22 protein-coding genes are annotated in these 23,135 nt (G+C 60.5%); 1 reads left to right on the top strand and 21 read right to left on the bottom strand.

Going from position 1 to position 23,135, the window contains the following annotated elements:
- Nucleotides 1-8 precede the first annotated feature (8 nt).
- Nucleotides 9-1,268 carry an NADH dehydrogenase (quinone) subunit D gene (nuoD, locus tag AC4DF4_RS02800; RefSeq protein WP_490046592.1) on the bottom strand — a complete coding sequence of 420 codons (1,260 nt, stop codon included), beginning with the start codon at nucleotides 1,266-1,268 and terminating at the stop codon, nucleotides 9-11.
- A 64-nt stretch (nucleotides 1,269-1,332) separates the two neighbouring features.
- On the bottom strand, nucleotides 1,333-2,865 hold the full coding sequence (locus AC4DF4_RS02795) for a hypothetical protein (RefSeq protein ID WP_490046591.1): 1,533 nt from the start codon (nucleotides 2,863-2,865) through the stop codon (nucleotides 1,333-1,335).
- A gap of 133 nt (nucleotides 2,866-2,998) precedes the next feature.
- On the opposite strand from AC4DF4_RS02795, the gene AC4DF4_RS02790 reads away from it, so the two are divergent.
- Complete coding sequence (locus AC4DF4_RS02790) at nucleotides 2,999-3,508, top strand: glycine cleavage system transcriptional repressor (RefSeq protein ID WP_490046590.1); 510 nt, start codon at nucleotides 2,999-3,001, stop codon at nucleotides 3,506-3,508.
- 32 nt (nucleotides 3,509-3,540) lie between these two features.
- On the opposite strand, the gene AC4DF4_RS02785 is transcribed toward AC4DF4_RS02790, so the two are convergent.
- The 19 genes from AC4DF4_RS02785 to AC4DF4_RS02695 all read right to left on the bottom strand — a co-directional run bounded on the left by AC4DF4_RS02785 (nucleotide 3,541) and on the right by AC4DF4_RS02695 (nucleotide 22,820).
- Nucleotides 3,541-3,858, bottom strand: coding sequence for a DUF3820 family protein (locus AC4DF4_RS02785; RefSeq protein WP_490046589.1), 318 nt, complete (start codon nucleotides 3,856-3,858; stop codon nucleotides 3,541-3,543).
- 9 nt (nucleotides 3,859-3,867) lie between these two features.
- Entirely contained in the window at nucleotides 3,868-4,656 is a 789-nt protein-coding gene (locus AC4DF4_RS02780) for a cytochrome c oxidase subunit II (protein ID WP_490046588.1), read from the bottom strand.
- A gap of 47 nt (nucleotides 4,657-4,703) precedes the next feature.
- Nucleotides 4,704-4,925 carry a hypothetical protein gene (locus AC4DF4_RS02775; RefSeq protein WP_488258557.1) on the bottom strand — a complete coding sequence of 74 codons (222 nt, stop codon included), beginning with the start codon at nucleotides 4,923-4,925 and terminating at the stop codon, nucleotides 4,704-4,706.
- Between the two features lie 23 nt (nucleotides 4,926-4,948).
- Nucleotides 4,949-5,149 carry a hypothetical protein gene (locus AC4DF4_RS02770; protein WP_490046587.1) on the bottom strand — a complete coding sequence of 67 codons (201 nt, stop codon included), beginning with the start codon at nucleotides 5,147-5,149 and terminating at the stop codon, nucleotides 4,949-4,951.
- A 38-nt stretch (nucleotides 5,150-5,187) separates the two neighbouring features.
- Nucleotides 5,188-5,568, bottom strand: coding sequence for a cytochrome C oxidase subunit IV family protein (locus tag AC4DF4_RS02765; protein WP_488258561.1), 381 nt, complete (start codon nucleotides 5,566-5,568; stop codon nucleotides 5,188-5,190).
- A gap of 40 nt (nucleotides 5,569-5,608) precedes the next feature.
- Nucleotides 5,609-7,246: a cytochrome c oxidase subunit 3 gene (locus AC4DF4_RS02760; RefSeq protein ID WP_490046586.1), complete on the bottom strand. Its 1,638-nt coding sequence runs from the start codon at nucleotides 7,244-7,246 to the stop codon at nucleotides 5,609-5,611.
- A gap of 59 nt (nucleotides 7,247-7,305) precedes the next feature.
- Complete coding sequence (locus AC4DF4_RS02755) at nucleotides 7,306-9,189, bottom strand: cytochrome c oxidase subunit I (RefSeq protein ID WP_490046585.1); 1,884 nt, start codon at nucleotides 9,187-9,189, stop codon at nucleotides 7,306-7,308.
- A gap of 68 nt (nucleotides 9,190-9,257) precedes the next feature.
- The gene (locus tag AC4DF4_RS02750) at nucleotides 9,258-10,022 is read right to left on the bottom strand and encodes a c-type cytochrome (protein ID WP_490046584.1); all 765 of its coding nucleotides are present in this window, start codon (nucleotides 10,020-10,022) and stop codon (nucleotides 9,258-9,260) included.
- 29 nt (nucleotides 10,023-10,051) lie between these two features.
- Nucleotides 10,052-10,756: a cbb3-type cytochrome c oxidase subunit II gene (locus AC4DF4_RS02745; protein ID WP_490046583.1), complete on the bottom strand. Its 705-nt coding sequence runs from the start codon at nucleotides 10,754-10,756 to the stop codon at nucleotides 10,052-10,054.
- Between the two features lie 38 nt (nucleotides 10,757-10,794).
- A complete protein-coding gene (locus tag AC4DF4_RS02740) occupies nucleotides 10,795-12,300 on the bottom strand; it encodes a cbb3-type cytochrome c oxidase subunit I (RefSeq protein ID WP_490046582.1) in 1,506 nt (501 codons plus the stop codon).
- Nucleotides 12,301-12,330: 30 nt separating this feature from the next.
- A complete protein-coding gene (locus AC4DF4_RS02735) occupies nucleotides 12,331-13,086 on the bottom strand; it encodes a c-type cytochrome (RefSeq protein WP_490046581.1) in 756 nt (251 codons plus the stop codon).
- A gap of 19 nt (nucleotides 13,087-13,105) precedes the next feature.
- Complete coding sequence (locus AC4DF4_RS02730) at nucleotides 13,106-14,416, bottom strand: hypothetical protein (protein WP_490046580.1); 1,311 nt, start codon at nucleotides 14,414-14,416, stop codon at nucleotides 13,106-13,108.
- A gap of 21 nt (nucleotides 14,417-14,437) precedes the next feature.
- Nucleotides 14,438-15,076 (bottom strand): c-type cytochrome, encoded by a 639-nt coding sequence (locus AC4DF4_RS02725; protein WP_490046579.1) that lies wholly within the window; start codon nucleotides 15,074-15,076, stop codon nucleotides 14,438-14,440.
- A gap of 41 nt (nucleotides 15,077-15,117) precedes the next feature.
- Nucleotides 15,118-15,672, bottom strand: coding sequence for a DUF3341 domain-containing protein (locus tag AC4DF4_RS02720; RefSeq protein WP_490046578.1), 555 nt, complete (start codon nucleotides 15,670-15,672; stop codon nucleotides 15,118-15,120).
- Nucleotides 15,673-15,701: 29 nt separating this feature from the next.
- Nucleotides 15,702-17,177 carry an NrfD/PsrC family molybdoenzyme membrane anchor subunit gene (gene nrfD / locus AC4DF4_RS02715; protein WP_490046577.1) on the bottom strand — a complete coding sequence of 492 codons (1,476 nt, stop codon included), beginning with the start codon at nucleotides 17,175-17,177 and terminating at the stop codon, nucleotides 15,702-15,704.
- 35 nt (nucleotides 17,178-17,212) lie between these two features.
- The gene (locus AC4DF4_RS02710) at nucleotides 17,213-20,572 is read right to left on the bottom strand and encodes a TAT-variant-translocated molybdopterin oxidoreductase (RefSeq protein WP_490046576.1); all 3,360 of its coding nucleotides are present in this window, start codon (nucleotides 20,570-20,572) and stop codon (nucleotides 17,213-17,215) included.
- Between the two features lie 45 nt (nucleotides 20,573-20,617).
- Complete coding sequence (locus tag AC4DF4_RS02705) at nucleotides 20,618-21,238, bottom strand: cytochrome c3 family protein (RefSeq protein WP_490046575.1); 621 nt, start codon at nucleotides 21,236-21,238, stop codon at nucleotides 20,618-20,620.
- A 265-nt stretch (nucleotides 21,239-21,503) separates the two neighbouring features.
- Nucleotides 21,504-21,812 (bottom strand): hypothetical protein, encoded by a 309-nt coding sequence (locus AC4DF4_RS02700; RefSeq protein ID WP_490046574.1) that lies wholly within the window; start codon nucleotides 21,810-21,812, stop codon nucleotides 21,504-21,506.
- Nucleotides 21,813-21,863: 51 nt separating this feature from the next.
- Nucleotides 21,864-22,820: a histone deacetylase family protein gene (locus AC4DF4_RS02695; protein WP_490046573.1), complete on the bottom strand. Its 957-nt coding sequence runs from the start codon at nucleotides 22,818-22,820 to the stop codon at nucleotides 21,864-21,866.
- Between the last annotated feature and the right edge of the window lie 315 nt (nucleotides 22,821-23,135).

Raw genomic sequence — 23,135 nt, 5'->3', positions numbered from 1 at the left:
TTCGTTCTTCACCGGTCGCACTCGCCCATCACGAAGTCCAGCGAGCCGAGGATGGCCGGAATATCGGACACCATGTGGCCCGGCAGGAGCTTGGAGGTGATGGAGAGATTGCAGAACGAGGGGCTGCGGATTTTCAGGCGATACGGCACGCCGCCGCCCTTGGAATGAATGAAGAACCCGAGCTCGCCCTTGGGGTTTTCCGCGGCGAAATAGACTTCGCCGGCGGGGGCGTTGATGCCCTGGGTGGAGACGATGAAATGATGGATGAGCTCCTCCATCGACATCAACACGCGCTCCTTGTCGGGCAGCATGCTCTTGGAATCCGCGAGATTCACCGGACCGTCCGGCATGGTGTCGAGGACCTGACGGCAGATGCGGATGGACTGGCGCATTTCCTCCATCCGGACCTGATAGCGGGCGTAGCAGTCGCCTTCCTCGGCGATCGGGACGTCGAAATCGTATTTCTCGTAGCCGAGGTAGGGGCTGTCCTTGCGGAGGTCGCGGGGGACGCCGGAGGCGCGGAGGTTCGGGCCGGTCATGCCATAGGCGATGGCGGACTCGCGGCTGATCACGCCGACATCGACCATGCGGTCGAGGAAGATCTTGTTTTTATCGAGCAGCTTGGAGATCTCGCCGATGGTGACGAGGCACTCGTCGAGGAACTGGCGGACGGATTCCTCGAAGCCCGGCGGCATGTCGCGGAGCTGGCCGCCGACGCGGGTGTAGGAGGTGGTGAAGCGGGCGCCGGTGAGCTGTTCGCAGAGGTTATAGACCTTTTCCCGCTCGGTGAAAGTGTAGAGGAAAACGGTCATCGCGCCGACGTCCATGGCGCAGACGCCGACTCCGAGCATGTGCGAGGAAAGCCGGGCAAGCTCGCAGCAAAGCACTCGCAAAGCCTGGCCGCGTGGTGGCAGCGTCCAGCCCATCAGTTTCTCCACGGCGCAGGCGTAGGCGACGTTGTTCGCCAGCGGGGCGAGATAATCCAGACGGTCCGTGTAAGGCACGAACTGGTTGTAGTGCATGTTTTCCGCGATCTTCTCGTCGCCGCGATGCAGGAAACCGACGTCCGGATCGGCGGAATCAATGATTTCGCCGTTGAGTTCGAGAATGAGGCGCAACACGCCGTGGGTCGCCGGGTGGGACGGGCCCATGTTCAGCACCATCCGCTCGCCGACGAGATCATCCGTTTCCGCATGATAGTGGTCCGCGGCGCGGGCGGCGCGGGCGATGGTGTCGGGGGCCTCGATTTCTTGGGTAGTGTTGCTCATGCCGGATTTGCCGGCGAAATAAGCGCCCAAAACGGGTCGATTCGCAAGGGGTTTGTGAAAATTTTCACAAGCTTCCGCGACCGTAGCGCTCGCGGAATTGGCGGAGCAAGTCATCAACGCGATCGGTGTCGGCGGCCGCCGCAACGGCGGACTCGGCCACCGGGGAAAGAACCGGCTCAGGGGCGGGTTCCGTCACTGGCGGCGCCACTGCGGCCGGCTGCGGGACAAACGCCGGACGAGGTCTTTGGAAAGGAGCGTCCACCAGCGGTTGGGAAATGACGGGCTCGGGTGCAGTGACGGCAGGCTCGGTTTGAAGCGGCGAGTCCACCGGCGCCTGATAGGTCGGAGGTTCGGAAGGAATCGTCACGGGCGCGTGCTCGGGCGCGGCCGGGACAAACTCGGGAGCGGGCCATGATTCGGCTTCTTTCGTTGGAGCCGGAGCTGGATCCGGCACTTCCACAGCGGCCGCGACAGGCGGCGCGGCATCCATCGCCGTCGCCTTGAGCCATGCGATGCCCGCCGCACGGATGAGACCGCGGGCGTGCGTGCCCGCCGAACCGACGTCGATATGGTCGAGAACACTACGACCCAGTCCGGGGACGCGGGAATCGAGAAGAGCCTCCATTTCCGCCTCCTTGAGAGGTTCAAGCTCCACCACCACTTCGGATAGACGGTCGGCCAGTCCGCCGCTGAGGCGAGGCAGGAAGGCGCTCTCCCAGATGTCCTGGTTGAGCGAGAGAATGACATCGAGCCGGTCCACCGATTGGCGCAGCGCGCCGAGGAAGGCCGCCAGCCTGAGAGCTGCGGATTCGTCCGCGGAAAACCCCTCCAAGTCGTCGGCGACGAGCACGACGCGAATCTGCAAGGTGAGCAAACCAAGCAAGGCTTCCAGCCGCTCCATCGCGACATCGGTTCCGCGGTGGACACTTTCCGCCAGAATCTTCACCCTCTCGGGATTTTCCGACGGCGCGGCAGCGAAGCGGAACAACGCGTCCACCCAGAAGGCGATTTCGCGAACCGGCAGGTCGCAGCGATGCGCGAGTTCGAGGCTGAGCCGCTGGCCGAGCACCTCGAAATTTTCCCGCGCCCAATGTGCGGTGATCGCGTTGGGATGGTGGAAATCGAAGGTCTCCACCGGCCGCGTGCGCAGCGCCGTCAGCGCGCCTTCGCGATCCTGGCACGGCACTTCGCCCGAGCCGACCAGCGGCTGCAAGGCGGCTGCAAACAAGCGGCGCGTCACCAGATCGAGCACGCAGAGCCCGCCGGCCGCCGGCAATTGGCGGACGAGCCGCCGCAAGGTATCGTCGATAACCGTCGTCGCGTCGATCCGGCTGCCGAAAGCCGCATGCAGCGGGATGAATTCATGGTTAGCGCCAAGCTGGTGCTGGATGCGGGACAGCAAATGGGTCTTCCCATGGCCGGCGCGAGGCGCACGCAGCAGGATACAGCGGCCCGGTTTTTCAAGCGGCACCGAGAGAATGTCGGATAGAACCTGATAAGCCTGGCGGTTCACCGAGTCCGCATGAGCGGCTGGCACGCGGCCGAGGGTTTCGAAAAGAAGTTGGAACGGATGCTCGTTGGCCATGGGGGTATTCATTCGAGTTGGATGGAGCCTGAGGGGATTTTCTTCATTCCACAAGACCGGAGGGAATAAAATCCCGCCGCACGAAAAGCCCGGGACTCACCGAAAACCATTGGCATTTCAAGACCACTCTGCTTGCCTCCATTCCATGAAATCCTATCTCGTCATGACGGTGCTCGGCAATGACCGCCCCGGACTCGTCAGTTCGCTCGCCGGCACCGTGGCCAGCCATGGCGGCAACTGGCTCGAAAGCCGGATGGCCCGGCTCGCCGGACAATTCGCCGGCATCGTGCGCATCGAATGCCCGTCGGAAACCGCGGACGCGCTGATCAACGAACTCCAAACGCCCGGCAACTCCGGACTCACCATCCTCGCGGTCCGCCAGCACGCACAGGAACCCCTGCCCCGCCGGACCCTCGTCGTGGAAGTCGTCGGCAACGACCGCCCGGGCATCGTCCGCGAGCTATCCGCCGCCGTCGCCAGCGCCGGCGGCAACATCGAGGAACTCACCACCGGACTCGAAAGCGCGCCGATGAGCGGCCACGAGATGTTCCGCGCCCACGGCGTCATTTCCATCCCTGAAAACGCGGAGCCCGCCGCACTCACCGCCGCCATCGAAAGCCTCGGCAACGACCTGACCGTCGATATCACCGTGTGAAGTTCTTTCCCCCTGATAGCGGGGACCGAGACCTACTCGAAATCAAACGTCTTGCGCCGCGCGGGCAGGAGCCGGAATCGGCCGCCGTTCATCTGGCGGATGGGATCGAAAACCGAGTCCATGCCGACGGATTTGATCTCGCAAACCTGCGCCATCAGCTCGCCGAGGCGGCCCTTGGGAAAGCCGCGTTCCTGGAACCAACAGAGATATTCCGGCGGGAGGTCCATGATGGGAACCCCGGCGGGCGGATAGGACTTGATCCCGAACTTGCCGAAAGGAATCCGTGTCTTGCCGATCTCGATGAGGAGGTTGCGGAAATCCTCGCGGTCGATTTCGGTAATGTCAGCCACGAGGGATGATCAGTTCTTCGCGGTGGCCGGAGTCTTCGGGCTGTTCGCCTTCAACGCGGCCTCGGTCTGACTCTTATACCAAGTGTCGTATTGGTCCTTGGGGACCACTTCCATGGAGCCGACCATGTTGGCATGACCCTCTCCACAAAGCTGGCCACAAACGACGAAGGTTTCGAGAGGTCGGATCGGCGTGAACCACATCGGGATTTCCCGTCCGGGAATGGCGTCCTGCTGGATGCGCATCGGGACGATGGAATAGTTGTGGATCACGTCCTTGGTGCCAATGTTAAGCACGGCAGGCTGGTTGACCGGGAGCTTGAGGATCGGGCTGGTGAAATCGTCCAAGGCGTTAGGATCGGTGTAGTCGATGCCGAGGTCGTTGGAGCCGGAGATGAGATTCGGATCAACACGGCCGAACTTGTTGTCGGCACCCGCGTAGTGATAGGTCCAGCCGAACTGCCATCCAACCACTCGGACCCGCACCGGGTTGAGGTTTTGCACATCCTTCCAGCTGTCCACGCGCTCGGCCCACAGCGGGAAGGCGAAACCGAGAAGCAACACGGCTTCCACGATGATCACGCCGACTTCGAGGTGGCTGGAGAGGTGGCTGCGCACGCCTTCATAGGAAGCCTTCGGGTTGTTCTTATGCCAGAAGCGGAAGATGCAGTAGAAGAAGAACAGCGTCCACCCCACGAACAAGGCAATCATGAACCAGTGGACGACGTCCATCATGTGATCGACCTGACCGCCGTGGGCGGAAAAGTTTTCGGGAATGCCTAGAAACTTGGAAGGACTCATAGTGCTGGAAATTCTAAATCTTAAATTCTAAATCTGAAACGGAGCGGTCAATGCAAACTCGTCGGGGCCACATAGTCATCCGAGAGCGTGGGATCGAAGTGCTCTCTCTGACGCCGGGCGATGCGGATCATGAAGAAACCGATGCAGCCCAACATCGCGAGGATGACGAAAAGCAAAAAGAAGATCGACCAACCGGCCGCATCTCCGCCACCGGCGACCATCGTGACACGGCAACTGGAGCAAGCGAGGAAGTGGGAGATGGGGTTCATGGAATCTTACCGGTTGAGGGGCATCAGATGTGGATGCGGGTGATTTTTCGATAGAAGCAGACGCCATAGACAGGCATCAGCAAGGCCCCGGCGATCCCCACAATCCCAAGCGCCATGGTCATCCCCGACCACTCGGGAGCGAGCAAGAAGGACCACAAGGCCAGAAACACGCAAAGCAGGGTGCTGACTGTCACGAAGACGATGTGAAATCCTTTGAGGGACATGGGATAGTTGGTTTTGGTTTTAAAAGACTAGAAGGACATCAACGGAGCGATGGCGAGGCCAGAATTTTCGGGGTCGTGGATTCCTTGCCGAAAAAAAGCGGATCATGGATCGGATCAAAGATCGCAAGGGCGGTGAGCCCGGCAAGACTGCATACCATGCAAAGCCCGGAGGCGAAGAGCCAGTAAACCGCCTTCTTCTCATGATTGAGGTGCATGAAGATAAACGCAACCAGGGACGCCTTGATCGTCGCGATGGCGAGACCGAGGATACAGTCCCATTTATCGAAGCCGTGTTGACCGACGTCGAGAGCCTCCACCGATGCGACGAGGACGGTGATGATGGTTCCGAGGAACAGAATCCCACCGACGAACATGTAGGTGCGGACGGACTTCTTGATTGCTTCCGGGGTGTCAGCCATTTGATTTGGAATTTGGAATTGGGAGATTGAGGTTTGAACCTTACATCAAATACAGGATCGGGAAAACGAAGATCCATACAAGGTCCACGAAGTGCCAGAACAGGCCGCCGATTTCGACGCGGTTGGCAAGCCACTCGGGATTCTCGAGGTACATCTTCCGGCCGAAGAAGAGGTAGTAGGCGAGGACCAGCGCGCCGCCGATGACGTGCAAGCCGTGAAGGCCGGTGATGGTGAAATAGATGGCGTAGTAGGTGTTCCATGCCGGCGTGAACTTGGCGGCGAAACCGACCTGCTCGCGCGGCAGCGAGAAGTGCGGGAACGTCTCCTTGACATGTTCGCCCTCGGCGTGGGGTTGGTCGCCATGAGGATTCCGGGCGTCGTAGTTCGGCCCCATGAACTCCTCTTTCAAGGCATCCATGGTGGAAAGCTTGATGCCGTGCTGTTGCTCCGCCTTCTTGGCGAAATCCTTCCAGCCGATTCGATAGAGCTCCTTGTGAGTCGGCACGCGTTTCGGTTTGCCGCTCTTGTCGAGGCCGTATTCCTTGATCAGGCGCTCCTCGAGTTTGGCGACCTCGCCCTGGTGCCACTCCCAGGCTTCCTTGGCGAACGGACTGTTCTTGATGAGCCAGGAATTCTCGATCGCCACCTCAGGATCGATCCCCTTCTCCTTCGCCTTCATCACGAGATGCTGGAAGTCGATCGCATCGACGTTGTGGAAAACCATCGGACTGGCGAGCAGCTTGCCGTCAACCACGGTATCGTCGCGGAGGCGGGATTGGCCGTCGGCTTCCTTGATGTCGCGGGGGTGGAAATCCAGCTTTGCCGGCGGTTCGACATTGAAGGCGACGGTGGAAACCTCGGTGAGCAACTTGGGCGCGAGCGCGGCCGTGTCGATGTTGACGCCGGAAGCGATCTGCCAGTCCTTCTTGCCGGGATTGGCGGCGTGGGCTTTGACCCATTCCTCACGCAATGATGCGGTGCGCAGGGCGGAATTGTGACTGCTGGCAGCCAGGCGGGTTTTCTCGATCCGGCGGAGCAACTCCGCGGAGAGAGGCTCGCCGGCCTTGGCGATCACCTCGGCGGGCTGACCCTCTTTAGTGACGACCGCGACATCCGCGGCCAGGACCACCTTCGAGTCGTGATGACCGGCCTGTGTCAGGATTTCCTCAACCCATGGCTGGTTAAAACGGCGGGTGCTGAAAGTGAGCTTTGCAGTCTCGATGAATATGAGGTTCTCCTCGACCTTGTTGCCATTATGGTCGAGTTCCTTTTCATAACCCAAGTGACCTTCCATCACGGTGTAGTCCTTGAGGCGCACCGCTTGGTGATGGAACTTCACGTTATACTCGATGCCTTTGAGCACCATGAAGATCAGCGCGCAGAACACCGTGATGCCCATGAAGAGTTGAAACATCCTCCAGTTCCGCAATTTCAAGGATGCCCATGCGAACACGACGGTCACCGAGGAACCGATGAGGACGAAGGTGTTGATCAGGCCCGGCAGCACCGGAAGCGTCCGCTCCGGCCATGGATAATCCGCGCCGAGGCGGAGGAAGACGTAGGCCGAGAAGAAGCCGCCGAAGAGCATGACTTCGGAAGCAAGGAACAACCAGATCGCGATCTTCGAGTTGAAGAGGCCGGTGTCCTTTCGGGGAGTGACGACGTAGGGAATTTCCATTTGAGAAAGGGAATGCTGTGAGGAGGTGAACCGCGGAGACGGGGTTGAAATTGGGAAGCTTAGTGCTTGTCTGCCGGCTTGTTCGAAGAGTCGAGGTGCTTCGGCTCGATCCACTGCGGAAGGAAATCCGAATCATCGCCCGGGCGGCTGTATTCGTATGGGCCCCGATAGGTCACGGGATCCTTGAGGAAATTGCCATGGCCCGGAGGCGTCGGAGTCGCCCACTCCAGCGTGGTGGCATTCCAAGGATTATCGCTTTCGGCTTTTTTCCCGAACTTCCATGCGAACAGAAGATTGATGATGAAAGGAATTTGGAACAAGGCCATGGTCCAAGCTCCCATCGACATGACGATGTTCATGTCGATATACTCAGCGACGGTGTTGCCGAAAACGTTGACGCTGTCAGCGGCCTTTGCGAGATAGGCGTCGCCCCCGTTATACCAACGGCGGTGGAAGCCGGCCATACCCTGCACGAGCATCGGGAAGAAGATCAGGTTCATGCAGATCAGGCTGGGCCAGAAGTGCAGGTGGTTGAGCGTCTTGCTCATGAAACGGCCGGTGATTTTCGGATACCAGTGGAGAATTCCGGCGAAGAAGCCGAAGAGAATCCCGGGCGCCACGACATAGTGGAAATGGCCGATCACATAGTAGGTGTCGTGCAGGTGAAGGTCGGCCAGGTTGAAGGCCAGCGGCAGTCCGGTGAGGCCACCGATGCCGAACATCGGGATGAAGGCGCACGCCCACATCATCGGTGGGGTGAAGCGGATCGAACCACCCCAAAGCGAGATCAGCATCGCAGTGATGATGACCACTGAAGGAACCGAGATCAGAACCGTCGTCGTTTGGAAGAAGGTGGAAACCGCAGCGCCCATGCCGGTCATATACATGTGGTGAGCCCACACGACGAAGGAGAGAAAGCCGAGCACCAGCACGGAATACACCATCGACTTGTAACCCCAGAGTGGCTTGCGGGTGTTAGCCGGAATGATTTCACTGACACAGGCGAACGCGGGAAGCAGAAGCACGTAAACTTCCGGGTGGCCGAGGAACCAGAACAAGTGCTGGTACAACAGTGGTGAACCACCGCCGGATAGATCGGCCAGCCCCTCGCTCTTGGTGAAGAGTCCGGAAGGCATGAAGAACGAGGAATGCGCGACGCGGTCCATCAGCTGCATGATGCCGGCGGCCTCAAGCGGCGGGAAGGCGAGGAGCAGCAGGAAACCGGTCACCAGCATGGACCAGACAAAGAACGGCATCCGCATCCAGGTCATGCCACGCACCCGCAGGTTGATGATGGTGGTGATGAAATTGACCGAACCGAGAAGTGACGAGGTGATAAGACAGACCAATCCGATCAGCCATTGCGTCTGACCTGCCAGCCATTGGTTGACGACTTGGCCGTCCGCGAAACCGGCGAGCGGCGAGTAGTTCGTCCAACCGGACTTGGCGGACCCGGACTCCAGGAAGAACGAGGCGCACATGATCAGGCCGCCGACCAGATAGACCCAGTAGCTGGCCATGTTCAAACGCGGGAACGCCATGTCCGGCGCGCCAATCTGGAGCGGCGTCACATAGTTGCCGAAGGCACCGAAGCCGAGCGGCACGATGCCGAGGAACACCATGATCGTCCCGTGCATGGCGCCGAACATGTTATAAGTCTCCCCTGTCACCTTGCCGTCCTGCAACCAGCGGGCCTTCCAGCCGTCAGTGAACACCCAGCTCATCCATTCCGGAAGCGGTTGGTGCGGGTAGGCGATGCTCCAGCGCATCACCATCATCAGATAGAATCCAAAGGCCAGGAAGGCCAGGGCCGTGATCCCATACTGGAGGCCGATCATCTTGTGATCAGTGGAAAAGATCCATTTCCGGATGAATCCCGGTTCGTGATGATGGTCTTCGTGGTGGGCGTCGTGCCCGGCGTGTGAGGTAGCGTGAGAGCTCATAATTCCGTCTTGCGGCGTGTGTGGAGTCTGAAAAAAGGTGGTTTGAAAATGGAGTCTGAAGAACCGGCTCAGGGAGCCTTGGCAGGGGCCAAGGTGATTGGATCCAGCAAAGTTTTCGGATCGAGCACGTCGCCCGGCAGCGCCTTGACGTGATCGGCGGTGAGTTCCGCGCTGATCACCGACTTGCCGGCGTTCTTGCGGGCGGCGGAAATTTCAAGGGCGGCCTTGGCCATGTCGATGGTGACGACATCGCCCGTGGCATTGCCGAAGTTGTTGCGGACGTAGGTCATGATACCCGCGAGATCTTCGGCAGCCATGCCGATTCCCTGCGGAGGCATGACCCCATACGTCTTGCCGTCGCTGACAGGTCCCTCAAGACCATTGAGAATGATCATCGCGAAGAGATCGGTCTCGCCGGTCACCCAAGTCGAACCGACCAGCGAAGGGAAAGTCGAACCGTTGCCCTTGGCATCGGATCCGTGGCAGCCGTTGCACTTGGCGGAATAGATCTTCGCACCTTTCGACATGTAGGCGGCAAGAGCTTCCTTGGGCACCGGACCGGCATCCGCGGCACCGGGAGCGGGAGTCCGGATATAGCCCTCGCGGAAAATGCTTCCGTAGGAAAACAAACGTCCGCCAGTGCCGAGAATTCCGCCCGCGACGAGCAGCACCACGCCGCAAGCGACGAAGGCCCACAACGAAATCGGTTCGATGCCATTGTCAACGATCCGCTTTTCGCGGGCGCACGCGGCGGCTTCGCGGACCACTCGCCCGTGGGCCTCGGTCACATTGATCGAGTCCTCGAGGTCTGGTGTTTGGTTAGGCAGGGACATGTGTGAACTTAGGTATTAGGTAAATGATTTCAAGGGGCGGTCTTGGTTTTCGCAGGCGCGAAATTCAGCACCGCCGGGACGGCTTGGTCCTTCTTGAGCGAGAGCAGGTAAGAGACCAGAGCCTTCGCCTCGGAGCTGGGGACCAGTTCGGTATCGCCGTGTTTGCCGAAGGACAGCGTGTCAGACGGATTCCCCGTGACCTTGCGCTTTTCAAACAGAAACTTGTGAGGCGGGCAGGTCGATTTCCAACGCTGCGGATCCCGGCGCGGATTGTAGAGATGGGCGAACAACCACTGCTCCGGATCGCCGCCGGCCGCATACTCGGTCTCCACGCGGCGGCCCAGATTGGAAAGGTCAGGACCCATCCGCGAAACGCCGATCTGCGCGAACTTCTCGCCGAAGAAATCATAGGCGTTGGTCTCACGCCGGGTATCGCCGCGATCCGGATCGGCCTTCAAGCCGCCCCAATCAGACCGATAGAGATCGTTGCCGGCATAGGTCGGACGAATGACCTGCGTGTGGCAGAGGTAGCAGCCGTTTTCCGCATAGACTTGCGCGCCGTCGGCAATCCGGCCGGTGCGTTTGGGGAAGAAAATGCCGGTGCTGCCATCGGTCGCTTCGGAAAGCTGGATGGGCGCGAGGTTGCGCATCTTGATGAAGGGCACGACGACGACCGCCAGCCAAGCGACGCCGAAGCTGGCGGATAAACCGAGAATGAATGTGCGGAGGCTCATTAGGAAAATTGCTGGAAGTTGAACTCTGAAACCCGATGTCAGTGGGCGGGCATGTGGCCCGGACCGGCATTGTCGATATCGCCCTCTTCACCATGCGGGCTGGGGCCGTGGCCGTGCTCGGAAACGAGCAAGGTCGGATGCGAACTGCGGCGGCCGAGGCGCAGCCACATCAGGGTCAGGTGGATGAAGAAGAACACGTTGGAAAACAGGATGAAGCACCAGGCAATGGTGGTCGCCACCGCATACGGATAGGCGCGGGTCGCGGCGCCTTGCCATGGCTGCTGCCATTCTTCCTGACCGATCCCCTGCTGAAGCCCGCCAAACAGAGCGACCAACGCCACCGTGACGATGCCATAGACGGAGAACAGGAAGTGAATCTTGATCAGGCGGCGGGAAAGCCACTCGCGGCGCGTCACCCGCGGCACGATGAAGTAAACCGCGCCGAACATCACGAAACTGAAGAATCCATAGAGTGCGAGAATTTCAAACCCATAACCGGAGAGCGAGAACTGCGTCAGCGGAAGAGTGGAACCCGGCAGGTTCAGCACGACCGCGGAGAATGCCAGAAGCATCAAGCCGCCGATGCCGGCGATGGTGAACCGGAGCGCCGGGCTGCTGGCCACAACTTCCGGAGAAGCGAGCGTCGTGCGGAGAAGATTGATGGCGGCAGCGATCGCAGGCACGAACAGCAACACCGTGGCTGCCGCGCCCACGTAGGGCAGGAAATAAGGAATCGGCGCGCCCGCGAGCTTTTGCATCCCCGCCCATGGAGCGATGATCGCGAGCGACCAGAACCCGAGTTTCGCCAGCGAGTAGCTGTAAACCGGGTGACCGGTCACCTTGGGAGCCAGGTAGTAAGCGGTCCCGAGAGCGACCGGTGTGAAGAAGAGGAAGATCAAAGCCGACTTGTACCAGGCGTTGATTCCAGCAGCCATCACCGGATGGCCCGGAATGCAGTGCAGCAAGGTGTTCGCCGTGATGAAGATCCATGGGAACCAAACCATCGCGGCGAGCAGATACCATTGGGAGATATAGACATGGCCCTCGGGGCGCACGCGGAACTGGATGAACGACCAGATCAGGATCGCGAAATAGCTGAAGAGCAGCACCGGCCAGGTGAAGAAAGGAAACTCCATCCATGGCATTCCCGTGCCGTTGCCCGAGAGGATTCCGACCAATCCGAGAATGACACCGAGATTCCAGATGTGCCCGGCGGTGAGAATGAGTCCGGCCGCCGTGCATTCCTTGCGGGAAAGCCGCGCCATCATCCAGATGATCACCGCGAAAGCCGCCTGGAATCCCCAACCGTAAACGAGCGCGTTGATATGAGCGGGGAAAACCCGTCCATAGGAAAGGTAGGAACAACTCGCTAGAAACTCGGGACTGTGCACCTTGGCGGAAGCGATGATTCCAAGAACGATCGAAACCGCGAGCCACGCGGCGCCGCTGGTCAGGAAGAACATCACCGGGTGACGCAGCGAGCGATCGATGCCCGCGCGAAGCAAGGCGTCCTGGGCAGTGGAAGTTTGGATGGCGGATGACATCGGCTTTGAAGATGAAAAAGGGAAACGAAATTAAGGCTTGGTGAGTTCCGCGGCGGTGACTTGTGGCTTGCCCACTTCACTGCGCAATGCGGCGACCTGTTCGGGCTTCACGGCGGACGCCTTGTTGCCGAAGCTGTTGCGGATATAGGTGAGCACGCCGGCGATCTGCTCGTCGGTCTGATAGCTGAGAGCCGCCATGCCGCCCGGCATGTTGTATTCCTTGCCGGCCACCGTGATCGCGCCCTGCAGGCCGCGCAGCTGGATGCGGATGAGGTTGGAAACCGGGCCGGTCACCCACTCCGAACCCGCAAGCGGCGGAGCGATCGGACCACCCTCGCCATTCTGGCCGTGGCAGGCGCCGCAAATCATGAACGAGGCCTTGCCGACAGCCATCACCACGGGATCGATGGGCTCATCGGTCGCTGCTGGAGCGTCAATCGCCGAGGTGTCCACCGCGGGAGCGGCGGCGAGTTTCTTGGCCGTCGCCGAACCGGGAACGACCTGCGCCGGCGTCTCGACAGCCGCAGGCTTTGAAGCGGCGAGCTGCTTGCCGACCACCCGCGTGGCGGCCTTGATCGCGTCAGGAGAGAGACTCGCAGCCTGCGCGGCGTCGATCTTCGCCTTGGTCTCATAGCGAGGTTTCGCGGCGGCGTCTTCAAGCGTCGTCGGCTCGGACCGGGCGAAAAGCCAGATCACCGCCAGCAGCAGGGCGAAGATGAAGAAGGTGCCGATGCCCCACCAGAAAGTGGTGAAGCGGATGATCGGATTGTCGCGGGATGGGTCCATGTGCAGAAGGAAAGGAAGATCAGTTGGAGACGTTCGCGGATTCGAGGATGCGCGGGTCGCGGTTCGGATAGAGCGAGTGCTGGCCGAGGGCGCGGATGAGGATGAAGATGAAGGCAGCGCCGATGGTCACGAAGGCGAGGATGTCGCCCCAGAACGCACCCGGGATGGCAACCTGGATGTCACCGAAGACTTCCGGCTTGATCTTGCCGAGGGAGACACCGCGCTCGGGAATGACGATCAGGTAGTGATCCAGCGCGTGCATGCACAAGGTGTAAACCGCGACGATCGAGAGCAACTTGGGATTCTTCTTCAGCCAGGCCTGGAGCAGGACGACGAAGGGAACCACGAAGTGACCGAAGACGAGGAAATACATCGCGGTGTTCCAGTTGCCGGTGTTGCGGATGAGGAAGTAGGAGGTTTCCTCGGTGATGTTCGCATACCAGATGAGGAAGAACTGCGAGAACGCGATGTAGGCCCAGAAGGTCGTGAAGGCGAACATCAGCTTGCCCATGATGTGGAAATGCTCGGGTCCGGTGACGTGCTTGAGGTGGCCCATGCTCTTCAACCAGGTGCAGACGAGCACGATGACCGCCATCGAGTTGAGCGCGGCGCCGGCGAACAGATAGACACCCCACATCGTGGAGAACCACTTGTAATCCAGCCCCATCGCGAAATCGAAACCGGTAAACGTGATGGTGAGGGCGAAGATGATCAGCGGGTAGTTCGAGTGGTAGCGGGCTTTCAGCAAGCGGGCAGTTCCGGGATTCGGATCGGTGTCCTGGTCGGTGGAAAGCTTGCGCAGTCCGTAGATGACCGCGCCGAGAGCGACGAGATAGAACGCCGCCCGCCCGTACCAGAACGGCAGGTTCATGAACCAATACTTGTTATACAGCAGGTGGTCCACGTGGTGGAGGTGCTCCTTCACGTTGCCGTGGGCACCGCGGTGGATGTTCATCCACTCGTAGAGATACTGCTGCACTTGCGGGCAGAGCAGCGGGATTCCGAAAAGGAAAACCCACGGGAAGGTCGAACCGAGGTTCTCGAAGGTCCGGCGCACCGAAGTGCCCCAACCGGAGTTGGAAACGTTGTGTAACAGCGTCCAGAACACCCCGCCGATGGAGAGGGTCAGGAAAAAGTAGAACGCGAACACCCACGAGTAGGCGAAGGGACCGCGGATCTTCTCCGGGGCGAAAAACAGGAGATACAGGCTGATGACGGTGCCGAGAACGGCCACGCCCAGGGCGATGCTCTTCACTTTCGCCACCTTGGAGGTGTCGAGGTGATCGCCGTTGATCGCGATGTCTGCGGAGGTGACGTGGTGGTGGGCCATTTCGATAGAATCAGGAAAAAGTTATTTAGCCTCTTTGGCGGTCTGCAAGGTGCGGACGTAGGCGATGATCGCCCAGCGGTCGCCTACGGAAATGTTATAACCGTAGGCGCCCATCATGCCCTTGCCGTTGGTGATGGTTTCAAACATCCGGCCGTCGGGATAGGACGCGGTCTTGAAGGTATCGAGGTGGAAGTTGGCGATGCCGGGGACGCCATACTGGCCGGTGATCCCCTGCCCGTCGCCGGACACGCCGTGACAGACGGCGCAGTAAATTCCGTAACGCTCCTTGCCGCGCTCGATCAGTGACAAGGCGGATTCTTCGGTCAATGTCAGCTCCTCGGGCATTCCCGACCCGAAGTAGTCGCCGACGTGGCCGGTGTAATAGTAACCGCTCTGGCCGCCGAACTCATATTCGGGGATTCCGCCAATGGAGGACGCGCCCGCTTCGTTGAGGCCGCGCGGCTGGGTCTGGGTCACCGGAAGACGGGAACCATGACCGTCGGCGAAGAACGGATCCGGCTTCTGGGCCTTCACCTTGTCCTGGTTGTCCATGTCCGGGAAAATCCGGATCGGCGGCTTGGAAAACTTCTGGCCGCGGATTCCGAGGAGGCCGACGACGGTCAACGCGACGAGCGCGTAGGCGAGGAAAAAGTAGCGCATCTTGAATTTGAAATTTGAAATTTGAGACAGGAGATCGGCTCTCAGTCCTCTTCTTCGACAAGTTCGATGTTGGAGCCGCCGATGTCGGAGAGTAAGTCGCGGGTTCCGTTGGGGCTGAATTGCGGGTCACGCGCCTCGATGGCGATGAAGAACCCGTCGTCCGTGGCGCGGTGGAACTGGCGGCTTGCGAACAACGGGTGGTTGAGGCGCGGAAGCTGGATCAGGGCGAGAAGGCCGAACAAAACGGTGAAGCCCGAGAACAAGATCGTGAGCTCGAACATGATCGGGAAGAACGCGGGCACAGTGAAGATGTTCGCCGGTTTCGCCTGGACGATGGTCGGATAGATCACCACCTGTGTCGAGTAGGCCAGGGCGAACGCGGTGGCCGTGCCGGTCATGCCGCCGAAGAACACGAACCATGGCAGGATCGAGCGCTTCATGCCCATCGCGCCATCGAGTCCGTGGATCGGATAGGGCGAGTAGCAGTCCCATTTCTTGAAGCCGGCGTCGCGGATTTTCTCCGCGCCCTTGTAAAGAGCGGATGCGCTCTTGAACTCGGCTAAGTAGCCATAAACGCGTTTGCGGGTGGTGCTCACGGTGAAAGTTGAAAGTTATTCGTTAAGAGTTATTTGGAAGACGCGAGCTCCTTCTGATAAGCGGGCTCGGAGACCACGCCGTGGTCCGGGTGGTGTTCCTTGTCGTCGAAGTGCGGATCGGACTCCAGCAGGGTCCACTTCACTTCGGCGATGTTGATGCAGGGCAGGAAGCGGAGGAACATCAGAAACAGCGCGAGGAACAGGCCGATCGTGCCGACGAAAGTCATCAGCTCGACGCCGCTCGGCGAGTAGGTTTTCCAGTCACCTGGCAGCCACATCCGGGCGAGCGTGGTGCAGATGATGACGAAGCGCTCGAACCACATGCCGACGTTGACACACATCGCAACGATCATGATGACCCAGAGATTTTCGCGGCAGGCCTTGAACCAGAAGACTTGGGGCGAAAGCACGTTGCAGCTCATCATCGCGGCGTAGGCCCACCAGTAAGGACCGGCGATCCGGAACTTGAAGGCGTCCATTTCATAAATCGCGCCGGAGTAGAAGGCTACGAACAACTCCATCAGGTAGGCGTAGCCGACGATCGTGCCAGTCAGCAGGATGATTTTCGCCATGTTGTCGATGTGCTTCATGGTGATGAGATCCTGCAAGCCATAGATGAAACGCGCGGGAACCATGATCGTGAGCACCATCGCGAAACCACCGAAGATGGCGCCGGCGACGAAGTAAGGCGGGAAGATGGTGGTGTGCCAACCGGGGACCACCGAGGTCGCGAAGTCGAAGGAAACGACCGAGTGCACCGAGAGCACGAGCGGCGTGGAGAGAGCCGCGAGAAGCAGATAGGCCATTTCATAGTGGCTCCACTGGCGGTTGCCGCCGCGCCAGCCGAGCGAGAAGATTCCGTAGAGGATCTTGCGGATGCCGGGCTTGCAACGGTCGCGGATGGTCGCGAGGTCGGGAACCATGCCGAGATACCAGAAGATCAGCGAGATGGTGAAATAGGTGGAAACCGCGAACACGTCCCACAGCAGCGGCGACTTGAAGTTCTGCCAGATCGCGTTGGCGTTGGGCACCGGCGCGAGGAACCAGGCGAACCACACGCGACCGACGTGGAAGGCGGGGAAAATACCCGCGCAGATCACGGCGAAGATGGTCATCGCTTCCGCCGCGCGGTTGATCGAGGTCCGCCAGTTCTGTCGGGTGAGGAAAAGCACCGCGGAGATCAGGGTTCCGGCGTGGCCGATACCGATCCAGAACACGAAGTTGGTGATGTCGAAGCCCCAGAACACCCGGTTGGACATGCCCCAGACGCCGACGCCGGTGGAGACTAGATACGTCAAACCACCACCGACGCCGATGAGGGCGATGAGCGCGGACGGGATGAACAACAGCCACCAGAGAAATGGCTGGCGGTTTTCGACAACGCCGCAGATGCGCTCGGTGATCCAGTGATAAGAACGCCCGCTGAGAATGAGCTTTTCGCGCTCAAGCACCGGGAGTTTCACTCCGGTGTGCGTCTCAGGTGCGGTTTGGGTGGTGGAAGCCATGGTGGGGTAAATGCTGAAATGCTGAAATACTGAAATCAGACCATATGGACGGTCGCCTTGCCGATGAACTTGGCGTCCGGCATCTTCGGATTCGGGTTCTTGACGCGTGCCAGATAACTGGTCCGCGGACGGGTGCCGATGTAGTTGAGGAGATCGTAGTTCCGGTCAATGCGCTTGCTGCGACCGAGCGCGGATTTCTCCTCGTCGAGAAGGTTGCCGAAGGTGATGGCGCTGGCCGGGCAGGCGTCTTGGCAGGCGGTCTTCACCGAGTCCACCGGGATGCGGAGAGTGTGGATGTTGACTTCCATCTCGGTGGATGGCTTACCGGCGACGAGCGCTTCCTGCTTCTGGCCGCGCTTCTGGCGGATCACGGAATCCTTCAGGCGCTGCACGCAGTAGGTGCACTTTTCCATCACGCCACGCATGCGGACGGTGACGTTAGGGTTCTTCTGAAGGTGGGCCGCCTCGCCGACCTGCTTCTCGCCGAACGGACCTTTGTAAAGGTTGTGGGCGATGAGCGGGTTGCGTTTGTTATAATCGAAGTAGTTGAAGCGGCGGGCCTTGTAAGGGCAGTTGTTCGCGCAATAACGGGTGCCGATGCACCGGTTGTAAGCCATCGCGTTGAGACCGTCTTCCGTGTGGATGGTGGCGTTGACCGGGCAAACCGTTTCGCAGGGAGCGGACTCGCACTGGACGCAAGCGACCGGCTGCGGGACGAGCTCCGGATTGTCCTCGTCGAAGGTGTTGTCCTTCTGCGCGGCGAAGTAACGGTCCATGCGGATCCAGTGCATCTCGCGACCCATGGCGACTTGCTTCTTGCCGACGATCGGAATGTTGTTCTCGGATTGGCAGGCGACGAGGCAGGAGTTGCAACCCATGCAGGAGGAAAGGTCGATCGACATGCCCCACTGGTGCAGCGGGTCGTTGATCAGCGGCTGGGCCTTGCCGTCCTTGCCGGGGTGGAATGCCGAGGAGCTTTCCGGCTTGTAGAGTGAAATGTTAGGCGGTGCGTGGGAATCGTTGCCTTGCTTCGGCACGTTTGCCAGCTGGGCGGAGAACGAACCTTTTACCTCATCCTCGAGAGTGGAAACCTCGCGGGCAAGGGCGCGGCCATACATGGCGCTGTGCTCCTGGGTGAGGGCCACCGAGTAGCGACGGTCAGTCGGGGTTGCCTTCGCGCCGGTGGCGAAATAGGCGGTGGCGGCGGTGCGCAGCGGATAGGCGTTGAAGCCGCGGTTCACGCCGACGAGGCCGACGTGGGATGCGTTTTTCGGTCCGCGTCCGAGTTCGTCGTGCTCGTCGAAGCCCTGACCATAGCCGAGCGGGATGACGATGGTGTTTTCGGCCTGGCCGAAGGAAACGAGAACCGGGATTTCAAGAGTCTGGCCGTTGACCACGACGTTGATCATCGGCGAAGTTCGGTTTTGCGCCTCGTCGTCGGGCGAGCGCGAGCCGAAGGGAGTTTCGAGCTGGATGATCTGGTCGTAGATGCCGAGCTCCTTGGCGGTTTTCGGCGCGACGAGCGCGACGTTGTCCCAAGTGAGTTTGGAAATCGGATCGGGCGCTTCCTGGAGCCAGCCGTTGTCGATCCAGCGGCCGTCGAAGATCGAGGAATCGGTGACGAAAATCACTTCGAGCGAATCCTTGGTCGGCGCGGTGGCGACGAACGGCGCGGACATGTCAGCGCGGGGAGCCGGACTAACCAATGGATAGGCGGCGCCTTCGAAGAAACCGTCGCGCAGGAGCTTTTTCCATGCGGCATCCCCTTCCCCGCCGACAGCGGAGAACGTGGCGCGCACGGCGGTGTAGGCCGGGGAAGCGGCGCCCTTTTCGCCTTCGCCGTTGAGGAGTTTTCCATCAGCGGAAAGCAAGGCGAGAAGGAGTTCGAGCTCGGAAACGCAGTCTTGATAGAGCGGCAGGATCATCGGCTGCACCACCGTGTAGGTGCCGCGAGCGCTGCGGGCGTCCGACCAGGATTCGAGGTAATGGGCGGCTGGCAGATGCCAGGTCGAGGCATGCGCGGTCGCGTCGGTGCGGATGCCGAGGTGGATGCTGGTCTTGAGCTTGGCGAACGACTCGGCGAACTTGAGATCCGCAGGCGCGTCGAAAACCGGATTGGAAGGAGTGAGGACGACAAGCGTTTCGACAGCAGCGGAGTCGATGTCGGCCTTGAGCGCGGCGAGATTTCCGAGGCCGGCCGTTTCGGTTTGCACCGCGACGAGCGGCTTGCCTTCGCCGATGTTACCGAGCGCGACGTTGATCGCGTGGGCTAGCAGGTGGACGGAAAGGGATTGGCGGGAACCCGCGAGAACGGCCGATTTTCCGGCGTGTTCCTTGAGGTCATCGACGAGAGCGGCGACCCAGGCGACGTGCTTCGGATCGGAGAGTTCGGGCGAGACGATGGCCGCGCCAGCATTCACGCCGAGGCCGCGGGCGATTTGTGCCGCCACGGCGTTGACTTGGCTGGGAGCGATCCGCAGGCGGTGATCCGCCATGCCGCCGGTGAGGGTGAACGCGGCTTCCACCGCGTAAAGACGGTTCATTTTCGACGCGTCCGGCACGTCGGTGTAGGCTTTGCCCTCCGGCTTGCGGCGGTCGAAAAACGGGGTGACCGGACCTTGGTTGTCGGTGCCGGCGAAGTCGCAGTCGAGCGAGAGGATACGGTCGGCCTTGGCGAAATCGGCAACCAGTTTCACGCCGTCGCCCAGTGCGATGTTGGACGCGTCTCCGGTGAGCGCTTCGTATTGATAGAATTTCGCGTCGGAGAATTTCTCGGCCAGCTCCTTGGTCAGGCGGGCGCGGGTCGGGCTGTCATCGGCACCGAAGAGAAAACCGACTTTTGAATATTCATCCGCGGAGACGGCGGCAAGCACCGCTTCCAACTCGGCACGCGAGCCGGGTTTCCCGGCCTTGAGGATTTTCCTCGAGCGCGATGGAGAATAGAGATCCAACACCGAAGCCTGGGCGAAGGCGTCCGTTCCCTCGGCGTCAGGGTGAAGCTTGTTAGGGGCGAGCTTGGTCGGGCGGCCTTCGAAGGTCGTCACCACCAGCGGCGTGGCGCCGTGGGCACGCGGCATCGAGGAAGCGTAGTAAGTCGCCTTGCCGGGAATCACCCACTCGGGAGCCTTGGTGTAAGGAACGATGTAGCTTTCCGGGCGGCGGCAGGCGGCCATGCCGAAACCGGCCAGAGCGGTGGAGGCGCCCATCAGCTTCAGGAACGAGCGGCGGGAATTCTCAGCATCCTCCTCGCTGGCCATTTCCGCGGCTCCCTGGGGGAACTCGCGGTCGAGCCACTGGCGGAATTCCGCGGTGTCTTCTAGCTGACCCGCACTGCGCCAGGCGACGGTGGTTTCGCCGACGGGAACTTCAGGGTGATGCCAAATACGCTTGCTCATGTTAAACTGCAGGAAAGTTGGAAATTGGGAAAACGGACTTGAGGATCAATGGTGGCAGGTGGCGCAAGTTTCCTTGGGCTTGACCATGAATTGCTCCTTCAGCTTGAGGCCGAGCTCCTCGGTCGTCTTGACGCCGAGATGCGGGTTGTTGGAAATGTAGGTTTCCGCGTTGTAGCTGAAGTTGTAGACCTCTTCGAGCGGGCGCAGGTTCTTCTCGGGCGCGCGATGGCAATCGAGGCACCAACCCATCGAGTGCGGCTGCGCTTGATAGACGACCTCCATCTTGTTGACGTCGCCGTGGCAGCTCTGGCAGGAAATCCCGCGGTTCACGTGGGCCGAGTGGTTGAAATAGACGTAGTCGGGAGACTTGTGCACCCGCACCCACTCGATCGGCTTGCCGTCGTAGCCAGGGTAGTTGACATCCATCGACTTGTGAAGCGGAGCGAGCTTCGGGCTGTCGCGCTGGACGTGTTGGTGGCAGTTCCAGCAGGTGCTGCCGGTCGGGACGTTCGAGTGGCCGGAGACGTCCACGAACGAGTGGCAGTAGCGGCAATCCAGGCCCAGCTGGTCGACGTGGATCTTATGGGAAAACGGGATGGGCTGGGACGGCTGATACCCGACCACCATCGCCTTGGGCGTGGCGTAATAGGCAAATGCAAGTGCCACGCCGGCCGCTGCGGTTCCCGCGCAGACAGCGATTTTGAGGGGCAGTAGATTGGACCAACGGGGAAAAATATTTGCCATGAGAAGGGCGATGCTGTGCTCGGAGAATGGAGCTTGTGAAATTTTTCACAAGCCGTGTCCCAAAAACCACGGGGAAGTTAAGGACGGGCGGAGGATGCAAACGAACCGACGTGATGCAATGCCAAAAAAGAAATTTTCAAGGAATTTGTAACCGGGCGCCGGGGAACCGTTCGTTTCCCTATCAGCCTCACGAATTCGACCAATTCAGGCCTTTTTCCTGCCTCCATCGGCGGTAAGCGCTGAACTGCTCGCCCTTGGCCAGCTCGCGGCGGCTCGGGTCCTCGCTGAGAAACGCCTCGAAGGCCCCGCCGGGCGATGTTTCCGCCGCCGAGGGCGCGGACCCGGACGATTCCGGGTGGCTGCCCTTCCGGGCAAGCAGGCTTTCAATCCGCGACAATCGCCCGTAAATCCGGAAAATCAGAAACAGCACCAGGACGAGCAGCCCGGCACAAGAGGCGAGCAGGATAACGAGTGCGGACGCTTCGGATTCTGGCATGCCCGAGTCTTGCGAAACCCCGGCGGACTTGAGAAGTCCCAAATCCACGGACTATGTCTCACCGGCCATCGCCCTGACATGCGCCAGCGCGGCGGACGCCAGACCTGGCGGATTGTAGCCGCCTTCCAGTGACGAGACGATCCGCCCGGCGCTCCATTTTTCCGCCAGCACCACGCAACGCCGGGTCATTTCCGCGAACGTCTCGTCCGTCCATTGAAGGCCGCCGATCGGGTCGTCCACCCGCGCGTCGAAGCCGGCGGAAATCAACAGGAAGTCCGGCTGGAAGGCGTTCACCGCCGGCTCCAGCTGCGCGTGCCATTCCCGCAGCGCGAGATTGCCGTCCGAGTTGGCGGGCAGCGGGATATTCAGGTTCCCGCCCTCGCCCGCTCCCTGTCCGTGCTCCGAGGCGTCGCCGGTGTATGGATAGATATTCTCCTCGTGCAGCGAAATGTAGAGCACCGTGGGGTCTTCGAGGAAAATCGCCTCGGTCCCGTTGCCGTGGTGCACGTCCCAATCAATGATCGCGATCCTCCGCAGCCCGTGGCGCGACTGGAGATAGCACGCGGCGACGGCCACATGGTTGAAAATGCAGAACCCCATCCCGCGCGTCGCCGTGGCGTGGTGGCCCGGCGGACGCACCGCGCAGAACGCCGATGACACGTCCCCCCGCATCACCGAGTCCACCGCTTCCAACACCGCACCGGTCGCCTCCAGCGCGACATCGTAGCTCTCCTCGCAGATCGCCGTGTCGCCCGTGCGCAGGCGGTCCGCGAACGTCTCCACGTCTCGATAGACCAGATCGTGATAGTTGTGATCATGGGCCAGCAACACCTCGGAGACCAAGGCCCGCCGCCGCGGCAGCCTGACAAACTCCGGCGGCAAGGTCGCCAGCGCGGCCTCCAGCACCCGGTAGCGCTCCGCCGATTCCGGGTGGCCTGGGCCGGTGTCGTGCCGCTCGTAACAAGGGTCGTAATGAACGCCCACCGTCTTGTTGCCCCGTATCATCATTTGGTCTTCTGGCCGTTTTCCGCAATCCCGGGATTTGAGTCAACCCACATTCCAGAATCAGAGTCAACGTGTCAAACTTGGTGGTGCCCTTGCGGCCAAGTTTTGTCGGTGCGGGCCATCCCCACACGGGTGGGGAAATCGTAAGTAGTCCAGCCCTTTAGCGCGTCTTCGTCGGCATCCCCGCGTGAGGGGGAAATTTTTCTTTCCGTTAAATTGTTAAAATCTCAGCGGGCTGGCTGATGGACATTTGATACGAGAACTTGATCTCCCCAGCAAGCTCGGATTGCTCTTTCGCGCTGGGACGGGCCGGTGGAG

The sequence above is a fragment of the Luteolibacter sp. genome (assembly GCF_058122085.1).
This window is presented reverse-complemented; position numbering and strand designations above follow the sequence as displayed.